This window comes from Chenggangzhangella methanolivorans (genome assembly GCF_042648545.1).
GTDB lineage: Bacteria > Pseudomonadota > Alphaproteobacteria > Rhizobiales > Methylopilaceae > Methylopila > Methylopila methanolivorans.
On sequence record NZ_JBHRXS010000024.1, the window covers coordinates 36,644 to 51,475 of the forward strand.

18 protein-coding genes and 1 pseudogene are annotated in these 14,832 nt (G+C 63.6%); 3 read left to right on the plus strand and 16 right to left on the minus strand.

Annotated elements, in window-relative coordinates; genetic code table 11:
- Positions 1–5: 5 nt before the first annotated feature.
- The 9 genes from ACFOWB_RS26185 to ACFOWB_RS26225 all read right to left on the minus strand — a co-directional run bounded on the left by ACFOWB_RS26185 (position 6) and on the right by ACFOWB_RS26225 (position 6,812).
- Positions 6–692 carry a PIG-L deacetylase family protein gene (locus ACFOWB_RS26185; RefSeq protein ID WP_261405661.1) on the minus strand — a complete coding sequence of 229 codons (687 nt, stop codon included), beginning with the start codon at positions 690–692 and terminating at the stop codon, positions 6–8.
- Complete coding sequence (locus ACFOWB_RS26190) at positions 689–1,795, minus strand: acyl-CoA dehydrogenase family protein (protein WP_378150306.1); 1,107 nt, start codon at positions 1,793–1,795, stop codon at positions 689–691. Before ACFOWB_RS26190 ends, ACFOWB_RS26185 begins: the two co-directional genes overlap by 4 nt.
- The gene (locus ACFOWB_RS26195; protein ID WP_261405660.1) at positions 1,792–2,826 is read right to left on the minus strand and encodes a glycosyltransferase; all 1,035 of its coding nucleotides are present in this window, start codon (positions 2,824–2,826) and stop codon (positions 1,792–1,794) included. Before ACFOWB_RS26195 ends, ACFOWB_RS26190 begins: the two co-directional genes overlap by 4 nt.
- Entirely contained in the window at positions 2,823–3,767 is a 945-nt protein-coding gene (locus ACFOWB_RS26200; RefSeq protein ID WP_261404345.1) for a glycosyltransferase, read from the minus strand. The genes ACFOWB_RS26195 and ACFOWB_RS26200 overlap by 4 nt, the downstream gene beginning before the upstream one ends.
- The gene (locus ACFOWB_RS26205) at positions 3,764–4,858 is read right to left on the minus strand and encodes a glycosyltransferase (RefSeq protein ID WP_261404344.1); all 1,095 of its coding nucleotides are present in this window, start codon (positions 4,856–4,858) and stop codon (positions 3,764–3,766) included. The genes ACFOWB_RS26200 and ACFOWB_RS26205 overlap by 4 nt, the downstream gene beginning before the upstream one ends.
- A 56-nt stretch (positions 4,859–4,914) precedes the next feature.
- A complete protein-coding gene (locus ACFOWB_RS26210; RefSeq protein WP_261404343.1) occupies positions 4,915–5,394 on the minus strand; it encodes a YciE/YciF ferroxidase family protein in 480 nt (159 codons plus the stop codon).
- A 116-nt stretch (positions 5,395–5,510) separates the two neighbouring features.
- On the minus strand, positions 5,511–5,759 hold the full coding sequence (locus ACFOWB_RS26215; RefSeq protein ID WP_261404342.1) for a hypothetical protein: 249 nt from the start codon (positions 5,757–5,759) through the stop codon (positions 5,511–5,513).
- Positions 5,759–6,484, minus strand: a complete 726-nt coding sequence (locus ACFOWB_RS26220) for a Crp/Fnr family transcriptional regulator (protein ID WP_261404341.1) — start codon at positions 6,482–6,484, stop codon at positions 5,759–5,761. Before ACFOWB_RS26220 ends, ACFOWB_RS26215 begins: the two co-directional genes overlap by 1 nt.
- 49 nt (positions 6,485–6,533) lie before the next feature.
- Positions 6,534–6,812 carry a hypothetical protein gene (locus tag ACFOWB_RS26225; RefSeq protein WP_261404340.1) on the minus strand — a complete coding sequence of 93 codons (279 nt, stop codon included), beginning with the start codon at positions 6,810–6,812 and terminating at the stop codon, positions 6,534–6,536.
- 308 nt (positions 6,813–7,120) lie between these two features.
- Here ACFOWB_RS26225 and ACFOWB_RS26230 point away from each other — a divergent pair, with 308 nt between their 5' ends.
- Positions 7,121–7,330, plus strand: coding sequence for a CsbD family protein (locus ACFOWB_RS26230; protein ID WP_261404339.1), 210 nt, complete (start codon positions 7,121–7,123; stop codon positions 7,328–7,330).
- A 135-nt stretch (positions 7,331–7,465) separates the two neighbouring features.
- Here the strand turns inward: ACFOWB_RS26230 and ACFOWB_RS26235 are convergent, their stop codons facing one another.
- The 3 genes and pseudogenes from ACFOWB_RS26235 to ACFOWB_RS26245 form a co-directional block, all read right to left on the minus strand.
- Positions 7,466–9,547: a catalase gene (locus ACFOWB_RS26235; RefSeq protein ID WP_261405659.1), complete on the minus strand. Its 2,082-nt coding sequence runs from the start codon at positions 9,545–9,547 to the stop codon at positions 7,466–7,468.
- Positions 9,548–9,691: 144 nt separating this feature from the next.
- Positions 9,692–10,225: pseudogene (locus ACFOWB_RS26240) on the minus strand (SDR family oxidoreductase); the annotation flags it as partial.
- Positions 10,226–10,370: 145 nt separating this feature from the next.
- Positions 10,371–10,550: a hypothetical protein gene (locus tag ACFOWB_RS26245; RefSeq protein WP_261404338.1), complete on the minus strand. Its 180-nt coding sequence runs from the start codon at positions 10,548–10,550 to the stop codon at positions 10,371–10,373.
- A 32-nt stretch (positions 10,551–10,582) separates the two neighbouring features.
- On the opposite strand from ACFOWB_RS26245, the gene ACFOWB_RS26250 reads away from it, so the two are divergent.
- Both ACFOWB_RS26250 and ACFOWB_RS26255 read left to right on the plus strand, forming a co-directional pair.
- Positions 10,583–10,777 (plus strand): hypothetical protein, encoded by a 195-nt coding sequence (locus ACFOWB_RS26250; RefSeq protein ID WP_261404337.1) that lies wholly within the window; start codon positions 10,583–10,585, stop codon positions 10,775–10,777.
- A 234-nt stretch (positions 10,778–11,011) separates the two neighbouring features.
- A complete protein-coding gene (locus tag ACFOWB_RS26255) occupies positions 11,012–11,479 on the plus strand; it encodes a hypothetical protein (protein ID WP_261404336.1) in 468 nt (155 codons plus the stop codon).
- Between the two features lie 177 nt (positions 11,480–11,656).
- Here the strand turns inward: ACFOWB_RS26255 and ACFOWB_RS26260 are convergent, their stop codons facing one another.
- From ACFOWB_RS26260 to ACFOWB_RS26275, 4 genes are all read right to left on the minus strand, one after another.
- Entirely contained in the window at positions 11,657–12,736 is a 1,080-nt protein-coding gene (locus tag ACFOWB_RS26260; protein ID WP_378150319.1) for a hypothetical protein, read from the minus strand.
- An 842-nt stretch (positions 12,737–13,578) separates the two neighbouring features.
- Positions 13,579–13,803 carry a hypothetical protein gene (locus ACFOWB_RS26265; RefSeq protein ID WP_261404333.1) on the minus strand — a complete coding sequence of 75 codons (225 nt, stop codon included), beginning with the start codon at positions 13,801–13,803 and terminating at the stop codon, positions 13,579–13,581.
- Between the two features lie 72 nt (positions 13,804–13,875).
- Positions 13,876–14,031, minus strand: coding sequence for a hypothetical protein (locus ACFOWB_RS26270; RefSeq protein ID WP_378150312.1), 156 nt, complete (start codon positions 14,029–14,031; stop codon positions 13,876–13,878).
- A 156-nt stretch (positions 14,032–14,187) separates the two neighbouring features.
- The gene (locus tag ACFOWB_RS26275) at positions 14,188–14,394 is read right to left on the minus strand and encodes a hypothetical protein (protein ID WP_261404332.1); all 207 of its coding nucleotides are present in this window, start codon (positions 14,392–14,394) and stop codon (positions 14,188–14,190) included.
- Positions 14,395–14,832 lie beyond the last annotated feature (438 nt).

Here is a 14,832-nt window from a genome sequence, read left to right on the forward strand (position 1 = left end):
AAGCGTCAGGGCGCATGGCGGTCCGCCTTGAGATAGAGAGTGTCCGCGTTTGGCATTCGCCTAAGGCGCTCCGGCACACGAAAGCCTTCTCCGTGGAGCGGCGTCATTTGGCTGCGGTGGGCGGCGAGCGCCAACCGTCTGGGGCCAGGGGGATATGGCCCCGTGCGGAACGCCCGACCCTGCGGAACGTCATTGGCCCAAACGACATAATCGAAGACGTCGATGCGCCTCATCGCTGTGAGCGCGACCTCGCGCGCAAGCGCCGAGGCCGCCTGATGATCGCAGTGCGGATCGAGCGCCGAGGTTGTCGCGATCGCGTCGACAGCCCGCGACCGGCACAGCGCTCCGAGTAATCGGACTGCGTCGGCCCACATCGGCGCGCCGGGACTGGGAGGCTTGGCGTCCGGCCAGTTCAGGAAAACGGGATCGGGGCCCTGAGGAGCAAGCAGCCGAAGGGCTGCGCGCGCCTCTAAGCGCCGGAGCGCTGCGAGATCCGGCGGACCGTCGGAACCATGAGACGCTGATCCGTCGGTGATGAACACGACGCCTGCAAGGCGCCGCTCGGCGGCGCTTTCGGCGATGAGCGCCCCGGCGCCGATGGTTTCGTCGTCCGCATGTGGAGCAAGGACGAGCCATCGCGTGTCGCGCCAACGGGTCGAGCGGAGCGGAGTGGTCAACCGCCCACACTTCACCAAAGCTCGTCTCCTTCGTGCCAAACGTCGCGTTCGAGAAAGGCTTTGGCGGCTTCATCACGGGCGTAGTCGGGACCCGCCTGACGGAGGTAGAGGCTGAGATCACGGATGATCTTGTCGATACGGGTTCCGTCGGCTGCGCTTCTCGTGCCGACGATTCGAGCTGAAATCTCCATGACGTCGAGGGCCGCGCGCTCGACCACGCCGCGCGCCAGCAACACGATCGGCTTTGCGTCCGGATGATCGCTTGCGGCGCGGTCGGCCGCCTCCCGGACCCAGAGACCCGCGCCCCTAGTCGCGGCGACAGCGTCCGCGAACTTGGCTCGCTGAAGAGGATCTGAGCGCGCCGCGTCGGACATCGCGGACCGCGTTTCGCGCAGCAACGCTTCCACGCCGCCGAGCTGGACCGCCAGGAAACGCCATGCGCCTGCAGTGAAACGGGGCTCGCGATCGTAGTCACCCGCCGCGCCCAGTAGATCGCGCTCGACCGGCCGAAAGCCCGTCAGGTCGTATGTCCCGCTGATGGTGGCGCGCATGCCGCGCACCCGCCATCCTGAGATGTCGGCCCGTTCCTGCTGGTTGGCCGGGATGATGACGAGACGACGCTCGCCGCTCGAAGGACGGGCCGTGACCAGTGCATAGTCCAGTCGGCCGGCGCCGGTCGCGAACCGCTTCGAGCCTGACAGACGGTCGCCGAACGGATCGGCTTCGAGCGCGACGCCGGGCGGCGGCTCGGTCGCCCAGACGCCGAACATGCGCCCGGCGTCGAGATCGATGGAAAGGCGCTCCAGCTGCTCGGGTGATCCGTACCAGCCGAACAGCTTCAGCGCGTTGACATGCCCCTCATAGATGCGGCCGAGGCTGAGATCGGCCCGCCCGACCAGGCGCAGCGAATTGAAGAGCGCGCAGTTCTCGTCCTGCGGCGATGGAAACGTCCGTCCGCCTGCGGCCCTCGGCGCGAAAGTGCGGTGGCATCCAGCGCGGATTAGAAGATCGACGCTTTCGGCCGGCCAGACGCCTTCTGCATCGTAGCGGAGGCCGAGCGCAGCGACGCGCGCTTCATAGAGCGAGAAATGGAGATCGGTCGATGGAGCCTGCGTCATCGATCCGCCCAATCCAGAATAGTGGCCGCCGCTTTCGCGACGCCGTGCCGATCATGGAAGCCAGCGATCGCCCGGGTACCTATCGCTGAAGCTTTCCGCAGGACTTCGGGCCATTCGCCAGGCTGTGGCCATCGCTGCAGCACGATCGCCGCGCCGGCTGCGTCCAAGGCCTCTGCCTTGGCGCGCTGTTCGCCGAAGGGGCGATCCTCTGGAATGCAGACATAGGCCTTGCCGCAAGCCGCGACCGCGCCGAGCACGCCGTCTCCGGCGCCGCCGACCACAACGCCCGCGGCTCCAATTTCTTCATCGGCATGATCAATCCATCCGGCGACGTCCAGGTTCGGAGGCGCCGGCGACGGGCAGCCGATCGGACCCATCACCCGCCATTGTCGGTCAGGCGTGGCGCGCGCGGCATCGTCGAGATCTTGGACGGTGGTCCGGCTTCCGCCCCGACCGAACGCGACCAAGACCACATTGTCCGTTCGGTCAGACGCGGCGGAATAGGAACCGAGACCCGAGGCGTAGAATGTCTTCGCTCGGACCCAGTCCGGCGCGTCGGCGGTTTCGCAACGTGGATCGAAGGGCGCAAGCAGCGCTTGGGCTCCGCGAAAGGCGTCAAGATGGGCCGCGTCCCAACGCGCGCCGGCGAGCCTCACATAGACGGTGGGCGTAGCGCACAGTCTGGCCAGCATCGCCATCTCGACCGAGACGTCGACGACCATAAGCGCGGGGCGTCGTTCCGCGATCCAGCTTGCGACGAGCCGCGTGCGCTCCCGGACGCCCTCGTGATGGATCGGCGCGTAATGCAGGGCGTCCGGCCGCACGATCTCGCCGTCCGCGCCGTCGAAGTCGTCGCGATCGAACGGTCGGTCGTCGGGCAGCTCGACTGTGTCGAAGGGACCGGACAGGTGCTCGACGCCGGTTCCAATAAGGGTGAAGCGGCCTGGCGCTCGAGCAGCGATCGCCCGCGCGCGCTGTCGATGTCCTTCGCCATGATGATGCACGTAATAGCCGATTGGTCCGCCGCTCATGCTGCGGTCTCGATCACGGCAGGCGTCACGATGATGTTGCAGATCATGGGGGCCAGGTCGGGCTCCAGAGCTGCAACGCGCGCATCGCCGCCGACCAGCCGAACAGAGCGGCGCCAATGCGCGCGCTCCCGCCACTGTTCGAGCGAAGGCGCGGCCATGGCGTCGGCGGCTGACCCGGCGAGCGCTTGCATTTTTGTCGCCATCCCGCCGATCGCGCGGGCGTCCGTCCGCGGCGAGACCCGTGTCCAGACCGTAGCCGGATGCCTGAGCCGAAAGCCGAGCGCTCGGGCCTTCATGACGTAGGCCCCGTCTTCGCCGACCGGAATGGCAGGAACGCCGCCGGTGGCGCGATAGGCTACCGCGGTCGTCGCCAGGCTGCCGCCGGTGTGGTCGCCATGACGAGGCGGCGGGTCCCAGGCCACCGGATCGATCTCGTCCTCGATCGCCCGAACCGCTCGCCAATAGGCTGAGAGGGCTTCCCACCGCGATCGGACGAGGAGCGGCACGGCCTCGTCTTCGCCGAGCATTAGCGCGCCGCCGACGAGGTCGGCGCCGTCGATGATCGTTTCGACGTTTCGCCGGACCCAATCTCTTGGCGGACGAGCGTCGGCGTCGGTCGTGAGGAGCACGGCGCCGTCGTCGCCTCCGACGATGTCGAGGCCGACGTCCATCGCCCGCCGACGGGCCGATCCTGCATGAGCGACGCTCGGTTCGAAATCTTGCTCGTCCACGAAAACGCGAAGCCTGTCCGCCAGTTCTGAGGCGAGACGCTGAACGACATCACGCGATCCGTCGCTCGTGTTGTTGAGCGCGATCACCACGGGCAGCGGCGCTTCCCAATCCTGCTGGGCGAGCGAGCGGAGCAGTCGAGGCAGTCTGTCTTGCTCGTTTCGCGCGGGCACGCACACGCAGACTTGTCGCTGGGCGGTGGAGGAGCTCATACCGCGACCACCAGTCGATCCGCACTCGAGGCCACGGGCTCACATTCGATCATTCGCTCGTAGAGCCGCTCATAGGCGTCGATCATTACCTCGACATCACAGTGACGCTCGGCTCGCCTTCGACAGTCGCGACGACCAAGTCTTTGCGCCATCATGCAGGCTTGGGCCAAGGCTTCGGCATCGTCAGAAGCGGCGAGCACGCCGCACGTGTGATCCAGGACTTCGGCGATCGCCCCGCGCGCGAACGCTGCGACGGGAGTTCCGCAGGCCAACGCTTCGGCGGCCACCAGACCGTATGGCTCTTCCCAGCACGGCGTGAACAGCAGGGCGCGCGCGCCGCCGATGACATCGGCGAGCTCGCCATGATCGAGGTGCCCGAGATGCAACGCGCCGTGACCCAGCCGCGGCCGGATTTCGCGATCATAGTAGGCCGGGTCCGCAATCGGCCCGGCGATGCGCAGGGGCATGCCCACGCGGTGGGCCGCGTCGATGGCGAAATGAAGTCCCTTTTCCGGGACGATCCGTCCCGACCAAGCCAAATAAGGGTCAGGGCAAGGCGTTTCGCGGAAGGCAAAGCGTTCGAGATCGATGCCGTTTAGCACTACGCCCTGGACCGCTGCGATCGGAGCCCACTGGCGCCTGAGCGCGTCCGAGACGGTTACGAAAGTGGAGCGCGACGACCGGCACAGACGAACGCCGCTTTCCAGCCAGCAGAATGGCGGAGTGTGGAGGGTCGTCAGCATGGGCGTCGAGACGGCGTCCGCCATGGCGACCGGCAGGTAGTGCAACGCGTTGTTGTGAATGACGTCGAAGGCTCTCGTGCGTAGCTCGACCATGAGCTTCAGATAGGCGTGGTGTTCCTGAAAGAAGGCGACGTCGGTCGCTTCTGACAGACCGACCTCCTGTATGGCCGTTTCATCACAGATCGGCTCGACTCCAACGGTCACATCCGAGCCGTTCGAAGCAAAGACCGTGACGTCGTGACCACGTCGCCGAAGTCCGCGCGCCAGAAGATGAGTATGAGTCTCGAGACCTCCGGCGAAAGGCTCGCCGATCCTGTACTTGAGATGAGCAATGATGCCGATACGCAAGGCGTTACCTACCGTGTTCGTGGTCGATCACGCGGGTTTCCGCGAGCGAATAGGGTTCAAGCTGCAAGCTGCTCAGCGATCTTGGACAGTCGCTCGTCCGCGGCCTTTTCCTCCTGCAAAGTCTTTTCGAGCAGCGGCGTCGCCTCGTCGTAACCCAGCTTCACCGACCATGATTTCAGCAGCCCGTAGCGAGCCATTTCATAATGCTCGACCGCCTGAGCGCCGCCGATCAGAACGTCGTCCGAGGCTGGCGAGTGGGCGAATTCTTCGAGGTCTTCTTCCATCTCGGAAGTGATGCCCTGCATAGCCTCGCAAATCTTGGCGCGCGGCGACTTCCCGATGATCTCGAAGATCTCGGTCAGGCGCTCAATCTGCGCTTCGGTTTCTTCAAGGTGCTCTTCGAAGGCGCGTTTGAGATCGAGCTCTTTTGCAGCTCGCGCTGATTTCTTGAGCGCGCGCGCCGAAGCTCGCTCGGCGTAGAGCACGTCCTTGAGCGTTTCGTGGAATGCGTCCGCGAGCGTCTTGGTCGTCGTCATCGGCGATCTCCTCGAGCCATACGACTCAAGGAGTCTGCGCCTTGCCCGCTCGTTCCAGTCCGCGGCGAATGAATCTGCCAAAACAGCTCAGTCAGCCATTCGAAGGCTGAAATCGATTATAGGGCTATAAAGTCGGAAAGCTGTTTTCCGATCCAGCGCTCCGCCGCCTCAAGGTTGGCGAACAGAGGCGGCTTGGTGCTGTCGACGCCGTTGAAGCCGGCTTCGAGGCTCCATTGTCCCACCACGGCGCCGTGGCCTGCGTCGTCGAGGCGAACGAGCACTGCGATCAGTTTTTCCTCGTGAAAGACCAGCCGTCCCTCCTCATCCGCAGAGCCGGTGGCGACCTTCACGTGTTTGAATTCCATCACGGACGATCCTCTCGATCCTGCCGGAAATGCAGATAGCTCGGGTCGAAGGCCGCAAAACGCTTGAGCGCCGCGACGTCCGGGATGGTGATCTCGCGTCCTGCCTGAACAATCAGCTTCGAACCACGCAGCCGTTGCAAGGCTCGGTTCACCGACACTGTCGTCAGTCCGACCGTGTCGCCGAGTTCGGCTTGGGATAGCTCCAGCTTGAACCCATCGGCCGTAGCCTGCCCGACGACCTGAAGCCTGACCAGCAGTTCGCAAAGGATGTGCGCCACGCGGGCGCTCGGCGAACGCCGGCCCATGTTGACCAGCCACTCACGCAGGATGGCGGCGTTCACAAGCTCCGACCACCACAACGCCCGCGCCAGCGCCGGACGGGATGTCAGCATCAGGATATGTTCTTCAGTGAGCTCGGCGATCTGGCACTGCGTCCGCGCCGCCATGCCGTGATCCATCTTGTCGAGCAAAAACCCGTAGAGGTCGCAGAAGTCGCCCGGCACCAGGTAACCGATGATCTGCCGCTTGCCGTCGGCCAGCGTCTTGTAGCGGTAGCCGTGACCTTCGATGATGACATGAACGATGTCGGTATGGTCGCCTTCGCTGACGATGTCCTCGCCAGACTTGAGCGTTCTTCCGCGCCCGACGACCGCGTGTAGGAGCTTCTTGTCTTTATCGGGAAGCGGATGCAGAGCTTCAAGCTTTCCGATGATCGAAGTCGACATGCGCTCGTGAGCTCCGATTAAAAAGTTATTGGCTGAGTTGCGCCGTTAATCACACGGCGGTCTCGGCGTCTCGATCGGCGCCCGCGCTATCGATTGTCGATTGCGCTGTCGCCAACGCCATGTCGATCCGCGACGATATATAGGCCGCCATGCGGCCATCGAGTCTCATCTCGTCGAATGCGGCTTTCAGATCGACAAGAGCTTGAACCGGGCTCTGTTGAGCTTGAAGGAGATACGCCTCGATGTGCTGGTCAACAGCTCGCGTGGCGTCGCCTTGCGCTCCGACGACGACGACTAAAGACGCCATGCAGGTCTGGATGTCGCTCATTCCACGTTTGTAAGGCGTGCAATAAAGTGGCGCTATAAACCCCTATAATGTTCGTCGCTGTTTCTGCTTCTGGGCACGGATTGGCGTATTCATATCGCCACCAACAGTACGACGCTCGTCTGCGCACCCGCTGAAACCAGACGGTGCGGACCTATCGACGAAATGCAGGCTGACAGCCTGAACGCGGTCTGTTCGAGATCGCGCTCTCAATGCGCGATGCGCGGGGCTTGGTCACAGGTTCGAGCGATCTCGCAACGATGTCCGTCGGCTGTGCGTTCTTCCCGTACGAACAACAAAAGGAGGCTCCCATGGCTTGGGATCGCGTCGAAGGAAACTGGAAGCAGGCGAAGGGCAAGGTCAAGGAACAGTGGGGCAAGCTCACTGACGACGACCTCGACGTCATCGCCGGCAAGCGTGACCAGCTCGAGGGCAAGATTCAGGAGCGCTACGGAATCGAGAAGGCGAAAGCCAAGGAAGAGGTGGACGCCTGGTCGACGAAGTACGACAGCCGCCACTGATCCCATTTCGAGTTATGGAAAAGCGTCGCGCCCACAAGGCCGCGGCGCTTTTTTCTGGTTCCGAGAAGGCCGTCTGGTGCGCAGCATCGACGGAAGCGACCGCGACTAGTCCGCCGCGGTCGCCGGCGCCCTTTCTCAGGCGAGCGTGCGGACGTTCGGCTCGCGGTCCCAGTAGCGCTTCTTCGCAGCCTCTACGAAGCCGTCGAGATCGACGACGCCCTCGTCCGGTTCAACGCCTGCCTTGTCGAGCAGCGGCTTGGCGGCAGCGTTGTGGCCGATGGCCTTGAGATGCCCGAAGGCGTCCATGACCCACTGCACCGCAGCGCCTTCCTTAGTCAGCCTCGCAGTCGCTTCTTTCGACAGCACCACCGCGCAGGCGTCGACGGTGACGGAGGGCTGGCCGAAGAGCTGCGCGTCCGCGCTGACGCTCGAACCGTCCGACAGCGGCACCGCGCCGACTTTCGGCGCGATCAGCAGCGTATGACCGCCGGCTTTCTTGACCGCGTCCCTGACGCCCTTCAGCTCGGCTGCGTCGCTGCCGTCCGCGAACAGGACGCCGACCGTCCGTCCCTCCAGCGTGTGCTTCTCGAGCGGCCCCCGGATGATCCGCAGGGCCGGCGATGGCTCCATGTCGATCGGAGCCACCTTCGTGGGCGAGGCCTTCGGAAGCTCCATCGCCAGCCCATCTGCGACGCGGCGTGCGAGCTTCTCGTCGACGTTGCGTAGGTTCGCCATCACCGCGCGACGAATGTGCTCGATCGACACCTTGCTGAGCTCGAACACGAAGGCCGATGCGATGTGCGCTTGCTCCGCTGGGTCCATCGAGCGCCAGAACAGCCGGGCCTGACTGTAGTGGTCCGCGAAGCTTTCCGCGCGGATGCGCAGCTTCTGGCCCTGCTCTTCGGCCGGGTAGCTCTTAAAGCCGTTGTCCGGATCTTCGCGCGGACCGCCAATCTCTCCGGCGAGATGCAGCGAGTTCGGCTCGTAGTTGGCGCGCCCCTTCGGCGCCTGCATCTGCATGTGGCCGTCGCGCTGGAGATTGTGGAACGGGCAGCCGCCCTCGCGCCCCTTCGCCTGATTGACCGGGATCTGGTGCCAGTTCGTCGAACCCAGCCGCTTGATCTGGGTGTCCTGGTAGGAGAACAGCCGGCCTTGCAGCAGCGGGTCGTTCGAGTGATCGATGCCCGGCACGAGGTGGCTCGGGCAGAACGCGACCTGCTCGGTCTCTGCGAAGAAGTTGTCCGGGTAGCGGTCCAGCACCAGCTTGCCGACGATCCGGACCGGCAGGACTTCCTCCGGAATGATCTTGGTCGCGTCGAGCACGTCATAGGGCTGGCTGTTCGCGAACTCCTCATCGAAGAGCTGCACGCCGAGATCCCATTCGGGATAGTCGCCGCGGCCGATACGCTCGAACAGGTCGCGACGCTGGTAGTCGGGGTCGGCGCCAGCCGTCTTGACGGTCTCGTCCCAGATCGACGAGGCGAGGCCGGCTTTCGGTTTCCAGTGAAACTTGACGAAAGTGCTCTTTCCGTCCCGGTCGACCAAGCGGAATGTGTGGATGCCGAACCCTTCCATCGTGGCGAAGCTCTTCGGAAGTGTCCGGTCCGACATCGCCCACATGATCATGTGGGTGGATTCCGGCATCAGGCTGATGAAGTCCCAGAAGGTGTCATGCGCGGTCGCAGCCTGGGGATAGCCTCGGTCGGCTTCCATCTTGGCGGCGTGGATGAGGTCCGGAAACTTCATCGCGTCCTGGATGAAGAAGACGGGGATGTTATTGCCGACGAGATCCCAGTTGCCCTCGCGGGTGTAGAACTTGACGGCGAAGCCACGCACGTCGCGCGGCGTGTCGACCGAGCCGGCGCCGCCCGCAACGGTCGAGAACCGCACGAAGACGTCGGTGCGCTGCCCCTTCTTCTGGAACAGGTCCGCCCGAGTGATGTCGGCGAGGCTGTCGGTGCATTCGAAATAGCCATGCGCAGCAGACCCGCGCGCGTGCACGATGCGCTCGGGTATGCGCTCGTGGTCGAAGTGGTTGATTTTCTCCCGGTAGACCTCGTCCTCGAGAAGCACCGGGCCGCGCGGGCCGACCTTGAGCTGGTTCTGGTTGTCGCTGATCGGCGTCCCATGATTGGTCGTGAGGACCGGATGGTCGGCGTCGGTGGTCTGATGGGTTTCGCCGCCGTCGCCGGCGTTTGTTGAAACGTTTTTGGTCATAGCGTCCTCGTTAGACTCAAGGGCGCAACGGCTGCGCTTTACACTAGTTCCAGACCCAAAACGCCTCTCCGCGTGTCGTGGTGATTGGGCAGACGCCATGCCGCTGTCGTCCGCTGCGGCTTCGGTCGAGACTTCTTTCTCGCATCAAACGACCGTCTGGCCGCCCGCGATGGTGAGCAGCGCGCCGGACGTGTAGCTCGCCTCGTCGGAGGCCAGCATGACGTAAGCTGATGCAAGCTCGGCCGGTTGGCCCGGCCGTCCGAACGGCGTCTTCGAACCGAAGGTCTCGACAGCCTCGGGCGGCATGCCCGCTGGGATGAAGGGCGTCCAGATCGGACCCGGCAGCACGGCGTTCACGCGAATGCCCTTGCCGGCGAGAAGCTGGGCCAGCCCGATGGTCAGGTTCGCGATCGCGCCTTTGGTGGTGGCGTATGGCAAGAGCTGGGGCGACGGATCCTTGGAGTTCACCGACGCCGTGTTGATGATGGAGCCGCCGGGCTTCATATGCCGCGTGGCGAGTTGCGTCAGATGGAAGGTCGCATGGACGTTGGTGTCGAACGTCTTGGTCCACTTTTCGAGCGAAACCTCGTCGATCGATTGGAAAGGCTTCTGGTAGGCGGCGTTGTTGACGAGGATGTCGACCCCTCCAAGCTCGGCGACAGCGCGCTCCACGATCTGTTCGCGGATGAGATAGAGGCTAAGGCATTAGAGACGCTTCGCATTCTTGTGGATAGGACGTCCGTCGAAGCGTTGACGCAGTAGGCAGGCCCGTTTGTCGAGGTGTCCATCGGACTGTTAGCTCTCGTCCAGCGTAGTCCTAAGCTCAGTTGATATCCCCCACTCCCTCACTCCGCCCCTCCGCTTCGAGCGCGGCCATCTCTAGAAGGTACGCCAGCGTACTCTCGCCGGCGCGCTTCGCCTGAGCTTGCAGGGCTCGTATCGCCTCCGCCATCTCGCGCATCTGGTTTTCGCCAACGGGCGCTTGTTCATCTTTCGTTCCCATGGAATCAATTCCTCTCAGCCAGGGAGGACGCTATGCCGGACGCCGCCGAGAAACTGTTCGAAGATGAAAGCGTAGAGTGGACTGAAGCCGTCGTCGACGAGCTGATTATAAGGGCCCGCGGGGATGAACGAGCGGCCATCCGCGAGCTTGTGATCGAGCTCGCCGAGGTCCGCGCCGCCGTTTCGCTCGGCTATCTGCGCGGCGTCCAGCCCGAACGGCCCCGATGAGCCGGCCGCGGGGCCCCAAGCGCTACGATCGGATCGAGGACCGGGAAGAGATCAAGGCGATCTGTCTCGAGGCTCGAGACAAGCTGTCGGCAGTCGTGAGGCGGGTAGATTTCGGCGCGCCGCACTACCACGCCACGGTGAACGTTGGGATCGCCCTACGCCGGCTTGCCGAAATGCTTGGGCACCCTGAGCCTGTTGGCCACACGATCGGCTGCAACCCTCCGGGACATAGGCGTGACGACTGAAAGCGACCTGGTCCGGAACGAGCGGCTCAAGGCGCTCGGCCTGATGTTCCATCAGCTGGCGGTCGCGATCTTCGTCGCGGCCGTGGCGGTCTCAATCGCGGCCGCAGTGACGAGCGACGGCTTGGCGCTCCGGTATCTCGCCGCGGCGCCCGTGGGGCTGCTCCTGACTTCTGGCTGCGTCGCGCTCGGGCAGCAGCCGCTTCAGCGAAGCAGCGTCGCCCAGCCGGGTCGCGGCCGGGCTCGCAGGCTAATCGAGCTGGCTCATGTAGACGAGCGTCGCGCCCATGGCGCTTGCTTCGTTAGGTCTGAGCTGCATCTTTACGTGAACCAAGCCGGGATCGTAGATCTCGAGCACGATCTCGCCGTTGACGACGTTGAGCGACTACCTTCGGGCATCTTCTCTCATGACACACTCCATCAGCCGCTGAGTTGCGGTGACAGAGCGTCTCGCGAATAAAAATTGAAGGTAATCGGGTCACACTTAGATCAACAAAATTTGTATAAAATCGGTGGTTATTTGAAATGCCGATGTTTCATTTTGAAACATCTACGCAAGCTTGTCTGGCTGCTTGTTTTGTCCATTCGGATTGAGGACGCCCGCGGTTAGACCGAGCGCCCTCAGTCCGAGAGGCGACTACTTGCTGTACGAAATACCTTTCCAGATGCGCCCTTCATTGCGGTGACGACCGCCCCAAACCGCACCGATCGTGGCAGCCGCAGCTGCGACGAGCGCGGACGCGGCAAGTAAGAAAGCCGTGAGGATGCTGGCTTTGCGGGCTTTCTCGGCGGCGATCTCGGCCTGCGCCTTGGCGTCGTCGAACTGCTTCTGAGCCTCGACCTTCAGCCTGTTCGCTTCGGCCTTGGCGTCATCGACTTTCTTCTGCGCTTCGGCCCGCAATTCCTGGGCCTTCCCGACGGCTTCCTTGACTCGCGCGTCCGACTCCTCGGCGCTCAAGCCGGTCCGCGCCACGACCTGATCTCGGAGAAAGAGCCGATCCCCTTCAGTTATGTTCCCGGTGGTCGCCAGATTGCTCAGGATGGTCGCGGTCTGCTTCTGCGCCGCGGCGGGATCCTGCGGCGTGCTGGCGCCGTCTCGGTTGGGAGCGGGTCGAACCATCTGATCAATGAGATAGTCGACCGGGTTCGAACGCAGCCCTTCGGGCAGCGCGTTCTGGACGGACGGCGCCGCGGCGCCCTGTGCGATGCCGCCTGCTGCCTGACCAAGCCCACTGACAGCGCCACCAGCTAACTGGCCCGCTCCCTGAGCGACACCGCCTGCCGCAGACCCTGCCGCCTGCACGGCCGTCTGCGCAGCCCCGCCGATCGTACGCGCAGCGCCGCCGGCGAGCGACGCCGCAAAAGTCCCGGCGACGAGCATTCCAAGGCCCCACACCACTAGGCCGTGAAGACCGTCTCGGGCCGAGGTCTCGTCAGGCGTGGCGTCGCCGACGCCTCTGCGCATCCGCCCGGCGATATAGCCGCCAAGCAAATAAACAGCCGCTACGGAGACCGCGGTGAAGAGTCCGGTGACGATCAGGCCGAAGGTGCTGACGCCGCCGTCCTTACCGACTGAAACGGAACTGAGGCCAAGGGCCCCCGCAAATGTCGTGAGTACGAGGGACGCACCTCCGGCGACGACTGCGCCGGCGAAGATCGCACCCCAATCGGCATAGCTATGGCTGGTTGCGGCGGGAGATGTGGTCTCGCTCATCAGCGCAATCCCAACAGCGACAGGACAGCGAGCACGATGACGACGAGGCCGACTAAATAGATGATCGAATTCATGGATCCCTCCTGCTTCCGCGGAGGAAACGTGCGGCGTGCGTCGATGATCCGAGCCGACTTGGTCCAATGGTCGAATGCCGGCCGTCCGCAGACTCAGGCTAGTGGACGTCGCCGACGGGTTTTGGGCCTGATCAAGATACGGTTTGAGCCTCGAGCCAAGCCATATCGAGAAGGTATTACAACGTCGCGAGGTCGAGGCGGCGAGCCAGCTCCACCCTCCGGGCTAAGCCATGACGCATCACCTTTACGAATCGACCCCTTGCGCTGTCTCCAAAGGGCCACATCTCGCGACGGTCGATCTCAGCCGCTTGGTTGCCGGAAACGGAACCGTTAAGCGCGCGTTGGAACAGCGGGCGCTGTGGGGAACGCAATGAGACTGATCCTGCCAATCACATTAATGGCTGTTGTATTGGCCATCGCTGGAGCCGCGGCCACCGCGCCGAAGTTCAGACCCGCGACCGAGCTCGCGGGCCATGCGGAGATTTCGGCAGCGTCCGCGATAAGCCAACGTTGACTAGATGGGCGCTTTCGATCGACCCCGAACCGCGTTGACGATCGCCGCGGCCCTGGTCCTCGCCATCGTTCTGCTGATCCTTCTGGACCGGCTGGTTTTCGATCGACCTGTATCGTCGACTGACCCAGAGCGCGGCCGGTGCGCCGTTGCGCGCCAGGCGCTCGACGCATTCGACCAAGGTCGACGCCCACCGGCGGAATGGATCCAAGATCGGGCTGCTGCAGCCGAGGCGGTTAAGGGATGCGATCGGCAGTAGGTTACTTCACCTTGCCCTGCTTCTGTTCGTCCGCCGGATCTTTGTAGGGCCCCTCAGGGCGCTTTTCATGGCGCTCGCCGCCATCTTCGTCTGCCGAGCCTTCAGAGCGCTTTTTGTCTAGTGTTTCAATATCGAGATCTTGAGCCGGTAAGTCGACGGGGCTATCCGACCTAACGTGGCTACCCGTTTCGTCCGATCGCATCGGGGGCATTTTGATCTTGCTCATAGAGCGCTCCTATTGCTTCGTCGCTAGGGAGAGATAGAAAGCCTCAGCTATAAAGCCGCGGCCTCGATGCGTTCATCCCGGGTTTACCGTTGGCCCACCTTTGGGCAGCGGTTCAGTCACTTCGTCCTTGTTCAGCAAGAGCGCCGACGCGGCGACAGCGAGCGCGGCCACGAACGCCAACATGAAGGCGAGAGGCTTCCATCGAGTTTGGGACCGTTGCTCGCTCATGCTCATCTCCTCACGCGTTTCGGAGCTTAAGCACGTGTGAACGCGCAAGGTTCCGACGACAGAGATGGAGCGCTGCCGATCGCGAGCGCCGCGAGGCCGAGATGGAAGCGACGTATCAAACGTAGATAGCTGCAGGGTAGGACTTCCGCCGCACGATCAGAGGCTATTGGCCAATGCCTTCAGGTAGGCCAGATGGCCAGCAATCGTGACTGACCACCCCTCGATCGACTGCCTGACGAAACCGCGCGCTTCGAGGTCTAGCAGCAGCTGCCGATTCCGGATCTCGAGGGCACGCTCGGCCAACAGCAACTTCATGGCCGCGACGTCGGCTTCAGACAGAGGCGGGTCGGCACGGTCAAGCATGGCGGCAATGTGGCAGACGCCGCGGTAGCAGGCGAGCGTCTTAAGACATTGGCGGCGCAGAATTTTCGAGCGCGACAGCTAAGAGACAGGCTGGTGAAGGCCTGCTGAACCTAGCGATCAGGCTGGCGTCAGCTTCGCCGAGATACCCTCAGTGCGCTTCGGCTGGCCCCCGCTCGGAAAAGGCGTTGGACGGGTTTCCGCCCCTCTCCGTTCAAACGGACTGAAGCATGGCCCGTTCGTTTGGGGATCGGACGGGCCGCCTTCAATGAAGATCGCCGACGCTTTCCGGAACTGAGCGAGACGCTGTCTCAGCCTCCAACCAGGCCATGTCGAGAAGATAGACCAGCGTCTTGAGATCGTAGTGGCGCGCCACGCGCCTTAGGAAGCGGACTCATAACGCGTTGACCCAGAGACGCGCGGCGACGAGCTTGATGGCTG

Bases quoted from the DNA above. Each gene is read 5' to 3' on its own strand.
- ACFOWB_RS26190 (WP_378150306.1), bottom strand. From the start codon at position 1,795: ATGACGCAGGCTCCATCGACCGATCTCCATTTCTCGCTCTATGAAGCG.
- ACFOWB_RS26195 (WP_261405660.1), bottom strand. From the start codon at position 2,826: ATGAGCGGCGGACCAATCGGCTATTACGTGCATCATCATGGCGAAGGA.
- ACFOWB_RS26200 (WP_261404345.1), bottom strand. From the start codon at position 3,767: ATGAGCTCCTCCACCGCCCAGCGACAAGTCTGCGTGTGCGTGCCCGCG.
- ACFOWB_RS26210 (WP_261404343.1), bottom strand. From the start codon at position 5,394: ATGACGACGACCAAGACGCTCGCGGACGCATTCCACGAAACGCTCAAG.
- ACFOWB_RS26215 (WP_261404342.1), bottom strand. From the start codon at position 5,759: ATGGAATTCAAACACGTGAAGGTCGCCACCGGCTCTGCGGATGAGGAG.
- ACFOWB_RS26220 (WP_261404341.1), bottom strand. From the start codon at position 6,484: ATGTCGACTTCGATCATCGGAAAGCTTGAAGCTCTGCATCCGCTTCCC.
- ACFOWB_RS26225 (WP_261404340.1), bottom strand. From the start codon at position 6,812: ATGAGCGACATCCAGACCTGCATGGCGTCTTTAGTCGTCGTCGTCGGA.
- ACFOWB_RS26230 (WP_261404339.1), top strand. From the start codon at position 7,121: ATGGCTTGGGATCGCGTCGAAGGAAACTGGAAGCAGGCGAAGGGCAAG.
- ACFOWB_RS26235 (WP_261405659.1), bottom strand. From the start codon at position 9,547: ATGACCAAAAACGTTTCAACAAACGCCGGCGACGGCGGCGAAACCCAT.
- ACFOWB_RS26245 (WP_261404338.1), bottom strand. From the start codon at position 10,550: ATGGGAACGAAAGATGAACAAGCGCCCGTTGGCGAAAACCAGATGCGC.
- ACFOWB_RS26250 (WP_261404337.1), top strand. From the start codon at position 10,583: ATGCCGGACGCCGCCGAGAAACTGTTCGAAGATGAAAGCGTAGAGTGG.
- ACFOWB_RS26265 (WP_261404333.1), bottom strand. From the start codon at position 13,803: ATGAGCAAGATCAAAATGCCCCCGATGCGATCGGACGAAACGGGTAGC.
- ACFOWB_RS26270 (WP_378150312.1), bottom strand. From the start codon at position 14,031: ATGAGCGAGCAACGGTCCCAAACTCGATGGAAGCCTCTCGCCTTCATG.
- ACFOWB_RS26275 (WP_261404332.1), bottom strand. From the start codon at position 14,394: ATGCTTGACCGTGCCGACCCGCCTCTGTCTGAAGCCGACGTCGCGGCC.